Origin of the sequence: Paenibacillus favisporus (genome assembly GCF_040545415.1) — a bacterium.
Lineage (GTDB): Bacteria > Bacillota > Bacilli > Paenibacillales > Paenibacillaceae > Paenibacillus_AQ > Paenibacillus_AQ favisporus.
This window is the reverse complement of the sequence record NZ_JBEPLV010000005.1, coordinates 470,707-483,473: the sequence shown is the minus strand read 5'-3', so window position 1 is coordinate 483,473 and position 12,767 is coordinate 470,707. Positions and strand designations below refer to the sequence as shown.

The following is a 12,767-nucleotide window of genomic DNA, read 5'->3' as shown; positions in this document are numbered from 1 at the left end:
ATGCCATGGCGAGTGCTAGCATGCATGCCGTTATTTTTTTCATAGAATGGCTTAAACCTACCTTTCCTCGTATTCCGACCTGTGAAAAGAAACATACCGCGCCCTTTTCATAGGCACGCGCTTATACTTCTATGTCGGTTAAAATGGAAAGGAAGTTTAGCCTATGGCTAGAAACGCTAGGTGGTAGGCACGCAAAAAACCTCAGCCCGGCCATTTAGCCAAACTGAGATTTTAAAATTTCTTCTATTATAAATAACTGCTTCGATTACAGACCAGCTTGCGCACGCAGCTCTTCGGCTTTGTCGACACGTTCCCAAGGCAGATCCACATCGGTACGGCCAAAGTGCCCGTAAGCTGCGGTTTGCTTGTAAATCGGACGGCGCAGATCCAGCATGCGGATGATGCCTGCTGGGCGCAGATCAAAGTTGGAGCGAATCAGCTCAACGAGCTTCTCATCGCTCACTTTACCCGTTCCGTACGTATCGACGTTTATCGATACCGGAGTCGCTACACCAATGGCGTAAGCCAATTGGATTTCGCATTTATCAGCCAGTCCTGCAGCAACGAGGTTCTTCGCTACGTAACGCGCTGCGTATGCGGCGGAACGGTCCACTTTCGTCGGATCCTTACCGGAGAAGGCACCGCCGCCGTGACGGGCATATCCACCGTACGTATCGACGATAATTTTACGTCCTGTCAGACCAGCGTCCCCTTGAGGTCCGCCAATGACAAAACGCCCCGTAGGATTGATGTAATACTTTGTCTCGGCGTCAAGCAGTTCAGCAGGAACCACCGGCAGAATGACTTGCTCTTTCACGTCTTTCTGGATTTGCTCCAGCGTCACGTCTTCCGAGTGCTGCGTCGAAACGACGATCGTATCGACACGGACAGGCTTATCGTCCACATACTCGATCGTCACCTGCGTTTTACCGTCCGGACGCAGGTAGTCCAACGTACCGTTCTTGCGGACCTCAGCCAAGCGGCGGGCAATGCGGTGAGACAGCGCGATCGGAAGCGGCATCAGTTCTGGTGTCTCGTTGGTCGCAAAACCGAACATCAAACCTTGGTCGCCGGCACCGATGTTTTCGGTTTCCTTATCCACCTGGGCAGGGTCACGGCTCTCCAGAGCAGCGTTAACGCCTTGTGCGATGTCGGCCGACTGCTCGTTGAGCGATGTCAACACGGCCATCGTGTTGGAGTCAAAGCCATACTTGGCTCGAGTATAGCCGATTTCTTTTACCGTATTTCGAACAATAGCTGGAATATCCACATATTCGGATTTCGTACTGATTTCACCGATGACGAGCACCAGGCCGGTCGCAACCGACACTTCGCACGCCACACGGGCATTCGGATCATTTTCCAGAAAAGCGTCAAGAACCGCATCGGAGATCTGGTCGCAAATCTTGTCCGGATGTCCTTCCGTAACAGACTCGGATGTGAACAGATGACGTCCTTTTACAGACATTGTATCAACCTCCTATAAGGGTATTATAACAACGGCAGATAAGTTCTAAACAAAAAATGAACCTTTTCCGCAAAGGAAAAGGTTGTTCTACAATCCTCGTATGTCATATTAACGTATTTGTCAACCCATGTCAATCAACGCAGAGGGAACATGGGCCTCGAAAAAAGCTGCATGAGTGCTTCTCTGATCAGCGTTGAAATGGCTGGTTACAGCAGGTTTTGCTGCGCCAGACGAACGAGGCGTTTCGTCATTTCGCCGCCCACCGAACCGTTCTCCCGGGATGTCAGATGAGCCCCGTTCACACGGCCAAATCCAACGCCTCCAGCTTCACCTAGGTCGGATGCAAACTCAGTGTCCGCACCGCTAAAACCTGCAGATCCGTACGCTGCACCCAGCCCAAACTCGGCAGCGATTTCGTACTTCATTTGATTCAGCATATTCCGGCTTTCCGGTACCACTTTACGATTACTTCTTGCCATGATGGATACACCTCCTGCAAATATGGTCTTGCAAGAGTAGTATTTGTCATCCGGCCGTCTCTAGACGTATAAATCATTGTTACTTCTGGCAAAAATAAGCTCATGTAGCGCGATTATTGGATCGAATAACCGCCACGAACCATAACCGTCAGGCTGGATTTCACGCCGTCTTGTACCATGATGCCGCGTCCGGCTCTCGGGTAGGACATGAGATGGTTATTTCCGACCGCTTGTCCATTGGTTACGTCTTTGCCATCCGTAAGGTCGGCAACGCCATTGGAGTCGGCACTGTAGATGACCGCATGTCCATTACGAACGATAAACTCGGCACCCGCAGCTGCGATCAGCTTCTCGCCTGGTTTTACGGTGACGATGGTGACTTGGTCACTAGAAGACGATGAATTATTATTCCCGGAATTGTTGTTTCCATTATCCGTTGGTGTTGTAGGCGTAGTTGGCGTCGTTGTTCCTCCGCCCAACGCTTTTTGGATCTGTTGGTCAACGTAGCTCTTCGTCACGACTGGATCATCGGCTGTGCCTGCTTGGCCTGTCACACCTGCGCCTTGTGCGGTGATGTCAAAGATGGAGCCAAGGGCTATGCCTACACCTATTAAAACGATAGCGGACATCACTTGTAGAGATTTTTTCATTGTCCCTCCGGTTACTATTCCACAAATAATGTGAATTCTTAGTAAAAAGTCCCCCATGGAATTCCATGGGAGACCTTTTGGATATTGATTCAAATCAAGTTGTTGTAATATTACTCAGCAGCAATATTATTGTTCGTCGTTGCATAGCTGAATGCATTCAATGCATTGTCTTTACCGTCTGTGATTGCATTAACGGCGCTGTTTTTCGTTCCATCAAGTTTGATAGATACGAATGCATCGTTACCGATATCACCTTTATTTTGTGCTTCAGCTGTGATAACGATTTGATTTGTTTCTGTGCCTTTTGCAACTTTTGTTACTTTAGCATCTGTTCCATCAATGCTAAATGTAAACAATTTATTGATGTAGTCAAGGCTAGCGTTGTCAGTAATAGTCAGATTCTCATTAGCTGTGATTGTAGCAGTATAAATCTTACCAGCTTTAGTCCATGCAACGCCAGTTGCACTTGGAGCAATTCCATCCTCTACTGGTTTAGTAGTAGCTACAATAGTATTACCATAAGCATCTTGTGTAGATGGATTAGTAATGCTAAGTGTTACTCCAGATACATTTGGTTGCAGTGTACCACTTTCAAAGTTCAGGGTAAGTGTAGTTTTATCACCGCTCAAAGTATAAGAAGTTGGAACTGCACCATTTGTCAATTTAAAGTCGCCCAAGTTAACGTTAGACAAAGCAGCTGTAAAGTTAACTTTTACTTGACTTGTGCTTGTTGCATAAACGTCACCAGTTACAGTTACTTGTGAAGATCCAAGCTTACCAGTGACAGTGTAAGAGCCATTGTTGAAGTAGTTACCATCAGCATCAGCTACATAGCTCGCATTCACGAATACTTCTCCATTCCAAGAAGCATCGGAAGGAACATTAGTTACTGCAATACGAACTGTATTTGTGCTGATCAGATCGATGTCGTTGTTGTCTTTAGTGATTTGGTAAGTGTTACCGTTAGGCAATTTAACACTGTATTTAGCCGCATCAAGCGCGCTTCCGTTACCTGTAGTTGCCAAAGTCTTATTGAATTGAAGGTAAATAAAGTTCGGCTTACCACTTGCTACATCAGCCCATACACGAGAAATGTTTCCGTTTTGAACTGTGTTTGGAGTCAATGTTGCAGTGTAAGGGAGCAGAACATTACTTACATAAGCTGTGTCGGCAATACCGGATGCTGTCAAAGTGTAAGTTTCAGTAGAACTCAAGCTGCTGCCAAGATTAATTTTAACCGTTTTTGTACTTTCTGTGTATGCAGGCTTAATTACTGGGTGTCCGTTAGAATCAACACTAGATACGTTTGCTACATCTCCATTAGACTTCTTCAGAACATAGTTATTAGAATCTGTAGCGGAAGAAGCTTTCAGCGATTTGCTAAACTGCAGTTCCACGTAGTAGTTAGCACCATCTTTGTAGAAGTTGCTGCTTACTACTGTTGGACGTACTGTGTCCAATGTCGGAGTTACAGTAGTATCAACGTTTCCAGAGTTATCACTGTAGTCGGTAACACCAGCGAGGTGCAGCGTGTTTTCAGTGTAGTTCAATGGATTAGCAAAAGTCAGAGTGACTTTGTTATCGCTGATTTTGGAAATTGTAGCTGTGTTGGAAGATACGTTAGCATACGCGCTGCTTACGCTCTTGATCGTTTCGTTAAATTCGACAGTTACTTCTTTCAAGTCGTTAGATTTAACAGAAACTACCGTAGGAGCTGCAGTGTCTTCAGCTACAGTGAATTTGTTTTCAACAGGAACGATTTGCAGGCCCGAGTAGTCCTGAACTCCACTTACGCGAAGCGTGTGGTCGCCGACAGCCAAAGAAGTTGTTACGATAGCTGTATCAGGATATACATACTTCACAGAAGCCGCAATTACGTTTCCATCAATGCGGAAAGAAGTTGCATTTACAGTCGAAGCCTTAACCGGCTCGCTGAATTTAACTTTGAAGGCTTTTGTTCCGAGACCAGTCACTTGAGCAACTTCTGGAACAGCTACATCGATTGGTGTAAAGTCAACGTTTTGAGAGATCGTTTTTGTACCGTCTCCTGTTTTAACGTTGTTTACTTTCAATGTAGTTTGTTTTTGGTTAGTCAGTGCCGAAGAGTTTTCAGCAATCAACAATGTTACTGTAGTTTTGTCATCGGAAAGTGTAGCACTTTCAAATGCAGCAGTTCCCAGTGTGTAGTTATTTACGTTTTCTGCAGAAGCTTCGTCTACAGTTCCGTCAAATTTAACTACCACTTGTTTCAAGCTAGCTGCCGAAACAGAGGAAACTTTAGTTGCTGCAGTGGATACCCAAGTTACTTTAGCTGTGTATTCGTTACCAGCTGCGTCCTTGAATTTCACTTCAGTTTCCTTGTTGGCTTCAAGCGGTTTGTCAAGTTTAACCTTTACTACTTCACCAGTAGAAAGTGTGAACTCAACGTTGCTTGGGTCAACTACTTTGTAAGTAAAAGTGATGTTAGTCGCTTGGTCGATTGCGTATGCAGCTTCAACCAGTTGGGAGCGGCTAGCGTTTGCTTTGAAGTTAGCATCTTTAGAGATTAGGCCTTTGTCGATTGCTGCTTGAACATATCCTTTAGCCCAGTCAGCTGCGTTGTTGTTAGGGTTTGCAGGGATTTCAAGTTTCAGCGCACGAGTCAGAACAGTCGCCATTTCTTGGATGGTTACTTTTCCGTTGTAGTTGAAGATTTTCTTCACGTTGTCTTGACCTTGCATGATACCAGCAGCTGTTACTGCTTCGATGTAAGGTACTGCCCAGTTCTTGGCGTCGTAACCTTTATCTTTGTAAGAAAGAGTTCCAGTTACTTCTTTAAGTCCAAGAAGCTTAGTAATGACTTTCGCGAACTCAGCGCGAGTCATTTCTTTTTCAAGATGAGCAGATCCGTCTGGGTAGCCGTTAAAAATACCTTTAGCTGCCAGAGCGTCGAATTTTTGTTGCGGAGTTACTGCAGTATCACCGAATGCTACAGATGCAAACATGGAGAATGCCATTGCTGTAGACAGAGCGACTGTCAAAATTTTCTTCATAACCTTTTTTTCTCCTCCTTGAACATTCATCACATTAGAGTTTTCTTTAAATGGGTAGCTCGTGTTACTCATTAGCCAGTGCACCCCCTTTCCCGAGTTGAGCATGGTTCATATAAATGATGTCTGTGACGATATCACAGAAACTGGTAAACTATTTTATAAAAGCGGCAAAAAAAAGAGTAGATTCCTAATCCTACCTAAGTATTATACAATGGGCCATTCACAGCGTAAAGATAATTTTTCTAAAAAATAGACATCTTTCTTGCTGTGGTGAATGTTGGTTGAACACCCATCATAATTGACTCTACATCTTAGACGCGTGTGTTTCTAAAAAGTTGCACCTTTTTTAAAAAAATTTCAAAATTGTTACCGTACATGAATAAAAGACGTCAGAAGACCTGTTTGTCCAAGAAATATCTGGAAGACATTAACCTTTTCTTACTTGCTTGAAACAAGGAAAACAAAAAAACAAGGCGCCGTTCGGCACCTTGTTGGTCGCTGTAAATGAGTCAAAAGTTACAAAACATTAACGAATTTTCATGGCAAGCTGAATGATCTGAGCGCGCATTTCCGGGCTAGTATTGAGGTTTTCGTACATTTGCTCAATGGGTTGTTTATTCTCACGGTATGTTTTCTCGTGCTTGATTGTCGAATGAGACCATTCAATGAGTTCGTTTTCGGTAATGACCAGTTCGTTATAAGCATCATGAAAGCCCGTCTCCATCACAAGGCCTTCCATTACTTCTTGAGTAATCTCTCTTGTTTTGCGAGTTGTTTCGATTTTCTTCTCTAAAATATTAGCTTTATTCTCAAATTTGGTTTTTGCTTTCAAATAATCCAGCTGCGCCTTGGAATAGATCGGTTTCATAAGATTGCCTTCACCCTCTAAAGTAAAATATTGTTCTACGCCATTGTATCCTAATTTCCGACAAATTACAAAGATATGAAATTAGGAGGAGACCCCCAAATTTTGGGGGTCTCCTTCTGTAACTCCTCTAACAATGCTCTTAACTCAGGTTCTTAGGGAATACCTTAGTACCTTTCTTCAGCAGTTCTACCGCAATCTTGCCAGCTTCGGCACGGGTCATATTTGATTTCGGATTGAAGTTGTACTGCGGCTTCTTCTGGCCTGGCTGCGTCACTGGCGAACCGGACATAATGCCAGCCTTCACCACCGCTTGAATGGAAGCCAGGGCATATGGATCGATTTTGCCGGAATCCAGGAACTGTTTGGCCATCGCATCCTTCAGCTTTTGATCGGTTACAGCCAGTTTAAGTTTCAACGCTCTGGCAATCATCACTGCTGCCTGCTCACGCGTCAGTGGTTGATCCGGGGCAAAAATGCCGTCGGATAACCCGGATACGATGCCCGCACGGGCAGCTGTTTCAATATGGGCATAATCCCAGGTCGTAAACTTGGCAGTTGGCACCAGGTCGGTAAATGTATTGTTGTTATCATAGTTCAGAGGCAGATTGAGTCCCTTCACCAGCAAAGTAGCAAATTCACCTCTAGAAGTTTGGTCATCGGCTCCGAATTGCTCAAACCGAAGACTGTTCATGAAACCTTTGGAATACAGAGCGTTCAATACGTTCCGCGCCCACTGATGGTTCGTAATATCGGAGTAGCTCCGGCTCATCTTCATGACCATGTAGTAGCCAAACTCGTCAAAAGGAACCGTGACCGTATGTGCTTTGGAGTCTACTTCCCCACCGATGTTTTCCCACTCACGCTTGTCTGTATACCGGAATACCGTGACCGTGTAGCCTGCATCATCCACCACGTTCGGGTTAAAGCCAAGCGTTAAGGTTCCGCGCTGTGACGGTGTGATTTTACGTTCTGCCGGGATCGTCGGGTCACCGAACAATCCATTCGGAGAGTATGGCACCAATCCATTGGTTGCTGCAATAGAAGGCGATGTTGTTTCTCCAAGACCGCCGCTGATCCAATATACATCAGATACACGACTGAAATTGCTCGTGTTGGATGGCGATCCGAACCGGAGGAAATACTCGTCCGGAATCGACCAGCTTGGTGCGCCGCTATCTTCACCTGTGCCCGGGAAGCCGATGACGTTGCCGTAATCATTGCGGTGTTCAACGATCCCCGTTACCGGATCGGCGATGCCGAAAAGCAGCTTCGTTTCCGGATAGTACTTCTTAATTCCCCGGATATCCGTACTCTGCATGACTGTTCCTTTAGGGAAGTTCAAAACCAGTTTTTTATTAAATACGGTATATTTATTGGCTACTTTCGGAGCCATATATTCCGCGTCTACCGCTACTGTTCCTGTGTAGAAAATTTCAATCGTATCCGTATTGCTGACACTGCCGCGGGTAATCGTAATTTTAATCTTGTTGGATTTATCCTGGGACAGCCCCACGTAATCCAGAACAAAGCGGTTTGGACCCAGATCGGCGCGCTTCACAGCATTTTCTTTACCGATCGTAACCGCTGTTGCTCCCTCAGCTTCAATGTCGAAATGAACGAAGTTCTTTGTCACGACATATTTGCCGCCAACCGTCGGCTGCGGGGAAATGATGCGATAGGCGCTCTCTTCGCGAACGAGTTCAAGTTTCTGGCTTGTTTTGGCGCCTGTTTCATTGATTAGCTCCAGCGTATAGACATACGTACCCGGCATGTCAGATACAAAGTCCTGAACCCGCATCACAAAATCTTTGCGATTACCGGCAAAGTTATAATTGTAGCGTTTGTTCGGGTCCGCGTAAGTCACGGTTTCAGGGTCGGTATTATTGACCGGAATATCAACCGACAAAATGTTCTGGCTGCCCAATTTCAGGTTAGCTTTAACCGCTCCGGTACCTCTAAAAACCAGATCATAATTTTTCAAGCTGGTTTTATATTGATTGTTGTTGTACACGAAATCAGTCGTGAGATTAAAGAGTTCCTTTAATATAGCTTCGCTCGACGCTAAATCCCGCGGAGGGAACGTCGGACGCTTCTTAACAGAAGCTGGCTGGAAGTTCGTAACCGTCGATACATTCTGGTCCACAATATAGAAGCGAATTTCCTTCTTCACTTCACGGGTTTGCCCCTTCTCATCCTTAGTCGTACCGGTCAGGACGAGGCGGTTTTCACCGAATACTAACGGACCCGTTGAAGCCGAAACATTAAGCGACTGAGTGAACTTACCATTACTGTCAAGCCAATCCTTTTGTGTCGTCTCGGTTGTGGATTTCACCTTAAGACCGTTGATATACATCTCAGCCGTAAAATACGGGCTGTCCAAATCAAAGTCGATATACTGACCTTCGATTTTAAATGTCGACGTTTTATTGGAATCCATTGTATAGGACTGTCCGTCCGTCAAGTTGGAGACATAGATATAGCTTTTGGATGCAAACGAAATCGTTACGTCCTTATAGGCACTAGAATTTTTGAAATTAAACCGAACGGTTTGGTTACCATTCTGGAACCCGCTAATTTTGTAAATAAATTGCGTCGTACTGTCAGGCATGGTTTGGATATAGTCAACCGCAATACTCTTCGTACCGAGCGGCAGGTATTGTGCAGCCAAATCCTTCGGATCGGCTGGAGCGCTGTTGGTCGTTACCATGATATAAAAATCACTTGCGTCTACCTTCGCGCCATTCAATGGCTCGCCCGGAGGAATCGTTCCTGTTCCCGTGTATCCCGTCAAATATTTGATATCGGTAATGACGGTTTGGCCCTGCATATATTGAAAATCAAACCGCTTATCGATCCGCTTCGTTCCATAAGTAATGGACAGGTTGTGAGTCTGCATTGGAAGAATCTTTCCGTTCGTATCCTTATTGAAGGCAACCGGGTCTACCATAAAAGTAACCAATCGGTAGGACGGCGTATTCTGCGAAACGGAAGGAATCAAAGTTTCAGATCCCTTGGTGGCTTTAATTTGCGAGGATTCCAGCTTGACGTCCTTTAAATATTCAACGCCTTGAGCAGGCTGATCATCCATCAGAAGATTAGCATTGCCTTCAAATGGCTTACCATTATCTTGAATCAGCATTTGAACATAAAGCTTAGCCTGATCTGAGTCCTCAGTAAACGTAGGCGTCCCGGTTAAGAGATCCTGTCCGTTTTCTTTAGAGTCGGCGAGATACATCGAGACGATCGGATTTTTCTCATCATAATAGAGAAGCTGATAACTAAATGTTAAGGAATCCGAGGCGTTCTGAACAACCAGCTTGAGGTCATTCAGACCGGCATTAAGCTGAAGCTGAGGTGTGTAGAAAGTTCCATCCTGGAGCAAGGTCGTGGCAAGCGCAGCTCCGCCGTTAGCAGAAATCGTCACTTTCGTTGCGTTTTGTGCTTTGCCTTGCAGGGTGATTTGCTGAATCGGAACAACGATTTGAGCGCCCTCGTTCAGGTTGAGCTTTTCCGCGCCGCCCAGAACTTGAAGCTGTTCCACATAAGGAACGGTATCAAAGAGGACATAAAATGTCTCGGACCGTTCATTCAGTCCTTGAGAACCGGAAAATGTCAATTTGTTGACGCCTGGATACAGGGTCAATGTCGCTTTAAAACGGTTATCCGGACGTTCAACATCCGGTTGAATGACCCCTGGGGTAACGTGAGTCGTGCTGCCTACCCAGTTGTCACCTTCTTTGTTCAACTGTTGTACCGTTACTCCCAAGGTGGAGCTGGATACTTTGGTAAATGTACCGGTCACCGTCAACTGTGCATCGGTAACATGATACAGTTTTTCACGAGTAATTTGGTTCGTACCGGTTTCTTGCGTCAGTACAACCGTATTCCGGATTCCGCTGATATCCGGGGTAAAGAAGCTGGTCGGCGCATCCGCAGCCGAAGCCGCAGGTGTGAAGCCAGGTACCATCGAAACGACTAATGCCATTAAAATCATCCATATGAATGATTTCTTCATTCGCTGCATGGAACGTATCTCTCCTTTTTCTTCATGTTACTTACTTTATCGGTCCACCCGGCCTCATTTTGAATAAGAATCAGAAAAAAGCCCCTTCAATCCGTGGATTTTTTTCCTGTTTTTTGCAAACGAAAAAGCACCCTTTAGAATTGGGCTTGGTCAGCAGTGACTGCTAATCAGCTCCTCTAAAGAGTGCTTTCTACTATTAATATATAATTGCACAACGCTTCTTATCTTACCCTAATTATGACGGTTCTCACTAACCTTCATCCGCAGCCTTGCGATCAGATTCAGGATCGGCCGCTTCGTCTTGCCGACGAGGCCGATGATCTCTGCGCCGATTTGCAGGAAGAACATCATGACGCAGATTACGACGAACGTGACCCAGTTCGCTTCATACATCGCCGCCGAGGACTGGATGACCGCCAGTACACCGAAGAACGCGGCGATACCGTACACGATCAGCACCGACTGGCGGTGGCTGAAGCCGATTTCGCGAAGACAGTGATGCAGGTGGCCCTTGTCCGGGGCGAAGATCGGTTTCTTCTGCATCCAGCGGCGGACGATTGCAAAGAACGTATCCGACAGCGGCACGCCGATGATGATCAGCGGGGTGATGAACGAGATAATCGCGATCTGCTTGAATCCAAGCAAGGAGAGCATCGCCAGACAGAAGCCTAGGAACAGCGATCCCGTATCCCCCATGAAAATCTTGGCCGGGTGGAAATTGAAGTACAGGAATCCGACGATGGCACCGAGAAGCAAGAGACACAGCATAGCGACCATCATGTTGCCCATCAGCAGGGACATCACGAGGATGGTGCCGATCGCGATGCCGGATACGCCGGCTGCCAAGCCGTCGAGACCGTCGATGAGGTTAATGGCGTTTGTCACGCCGATAATCCAAATGATGGTCAGCGGAATGGAAATCCAGTTTTCCAGCGAAGAATAGTTATCAGCAAAAGGAATATTTACAAAGTCCACTTTGATATCGAATCCGAACACGACCACGCACGCAGCAATGATCTGTCCGAGCAGCTTCACCTTGGCCGACAGTTCGAAGCGGTCGTCGAGTGCGCCGATCAACACGATCAGCGTTCCGCCTAGCAGGAATGCCTTAATAAAGTTCGAATCCCGCATGGAGAAATGTTCAGCGACAAACGGAAGCACTGCGAACATGGCTAGTATAAAAGCAAGATATATGGCTAAACCGCCAAGCCGGGGCATAATTCGCGTATGCACTTTTCGGGCATTCGGTACGTCCACGGCTCCGATCTTCACCGCCAGCTTCTTGACGAGCGGCGTCAGGATCAGTGCCAGGATGAGCGACACGATACATCCGATGATGGCTAGCATTAACATGTGATTGTTCAACCCCCAATTGTTCTACCGGATTGAATTATACTCTGATCGAAAAATAAAACCAATCCCGTTTTTTCGCAAAATATCGGGTTATTCAAGACGATTTCATCTTTTTATCTGGGTTTTGTCAGGTTTTCTTTATCCCGCAGCACTTTCACTACGAATTTCGGCAGCGCAAGCATTCTTTTGGCTCGCGTCGGTTCCTTTAACAGGCGGTATAACCACTCCGCCCGCAGCTGCTGGAACAGCTCGGGAGCCCGCTTGGACTTGCCGGAAATGACGTCAAAGCTTCCGCCGACGCCCATCATGACCGGTACGCCGAGCTGCTCCTTATAACGCGCGATCCAAGGCTCTTGCGTATCTACGGCGCGTGCCACGAACAGAATGTCCGGCTCCGCTTCGCGGATCGCCGCGATCACATCGGCGTCCTGCTCTTGGGAAAAGTAGCCATCACGAAATCCCGAGATTTGAACCCCCGGATACTGCAAATGTAACCGCTCCGCCGTCGCCTGAATCACTTCAGACGTCGATCCGAGCAAATACACTTTCCAGTGATAGTCTTCTCCGACCTTCATCAATTCATGTAGGAGGTCAAAACCTGCAACGCGTTCCTTCACGGGCGATCCGGCTTTATCCGCCGCCCATACCACTCCCGTCCCGTCCGGGACGAGCAGATCGGCTCCCCTCATGACCTCCATGTAAGCAGGGTCCTGAAGGGCCGTCATCACCATAATGGGATTGGCGGTAATGATCTGATGCGGCCGGCGCTCACCCGACTGGATGAGTCCGGTTAAATATTGAACGGTATCGGTCATGCCCCATCGGCTCACCGGGATGCCGAAAATCGGCACCGTGGGCACTTGGCTTGGTTGGTTCACGCTATAATCACCTTA

Annotated in this window: 8 protein-coding genes; all 8 read right to left on the bottom strand. The window is 46.6% G+C overall.

Going from position 1 to position 12,767, the window contains the following annotated elements; all coding sequences use genetic code 11:
- Positions 1–265 precede the first annotated feature (265 nt).
- Entirely contained in the window at positions 266–1,468 is a 1,203-nt protein-coding gene (metK, locus tag ABID47_RS23505) for a methionine adenosyltransferase (RefSeq protein WP_263881096.1), read from the bottom strand.
- A gap of 206 nt (positions 1,469–1,674) precedes the next feature.
- Positions 1,675–1,947, bottom strand: coding sequence for an alpha/beta-type small acid-soluble spore protein (locus ABID47_RS23500; protein ID WP_089549734.1), 273 nt, complete (start codon positions 1,945–1,947; stop codon positions 1,675–1,677).
- Between the two features lie 113 nt (positions 1,948–2,060).
- Entirely contained in the window at positions 2,061–2,597 is a 537-nt protein-coding gene (locus ABID47_RS23495) for a hypothetical protein (RefSeq protein WP_354500291.1), read from the bottom strand.
- A gap of 110 nt (positions 2,598–2,707) precedes the next feature.
- Positions 2,708–5,701, bottom strand: coding sequence for an S-layer homology domain-containing protein (locus ABID47_RS23490; protein ID WP_354500289.1), 2,994 nt, complete (start codon positions 5,699–5,701; stop codon positions 2,708–2,710).
- A 454-nt stretch (positions 5,702–6,155) separates the two neighbouring features.
- The gene (locus ABID47_RS23485) at positions 6,156–6,497 is read right to left on the bottom strand and encodes a hypothetical protein (protein WP_145139561.1); all 342 of its coding nucleotides are present in this window, start codon (positions 6,495–6,497) and stop codon (positions 6,156–6,158) included.
- Between the two features lie 139 nt (positions 6,498–6,636).
- Positions 6,637–10,482 carry an S-layer homology domain-containing protein gene (locus tag ABID47_RS23480; protein ID WP_354500286.1) on the bottom strand — a complete coding sequence of 1,282 codons (3,846 nt, stop codon included), beginning with the start codon at positions 10,480–10,482 and terminating at the stop codon, positions 6,637–6,639.
- A gap of 270 nt (positions 10,483–10,752) precedes the next feature.
- Positions 10,753–11,874: a glycosyltransferase family 4 protein gene (locus tag ABID47_RS23475; protein WP_354500284.1), complete on the bottom strand. Its 1,122-nt coding sequence runs from the start codon at positions 11,872–11,874 to the stop codon at positions 10,753–10,755.
- 113 nt (positions 11,875–11,987) lie between these two features.
- Positions 11,988–12,752, bottom strand: coding sequence for a WecB/TagA/CpsF family glycosyltransferase (locus ABID47_RS23470; RefSeq protein WP_354500282.1), 765 nt, complete (start codon positions 12,750–12,752; stop codon positions 11,988–11,990).
- Between the last annotated feature and the right edge of the window lie 15 nt (positions 12,753–12,767).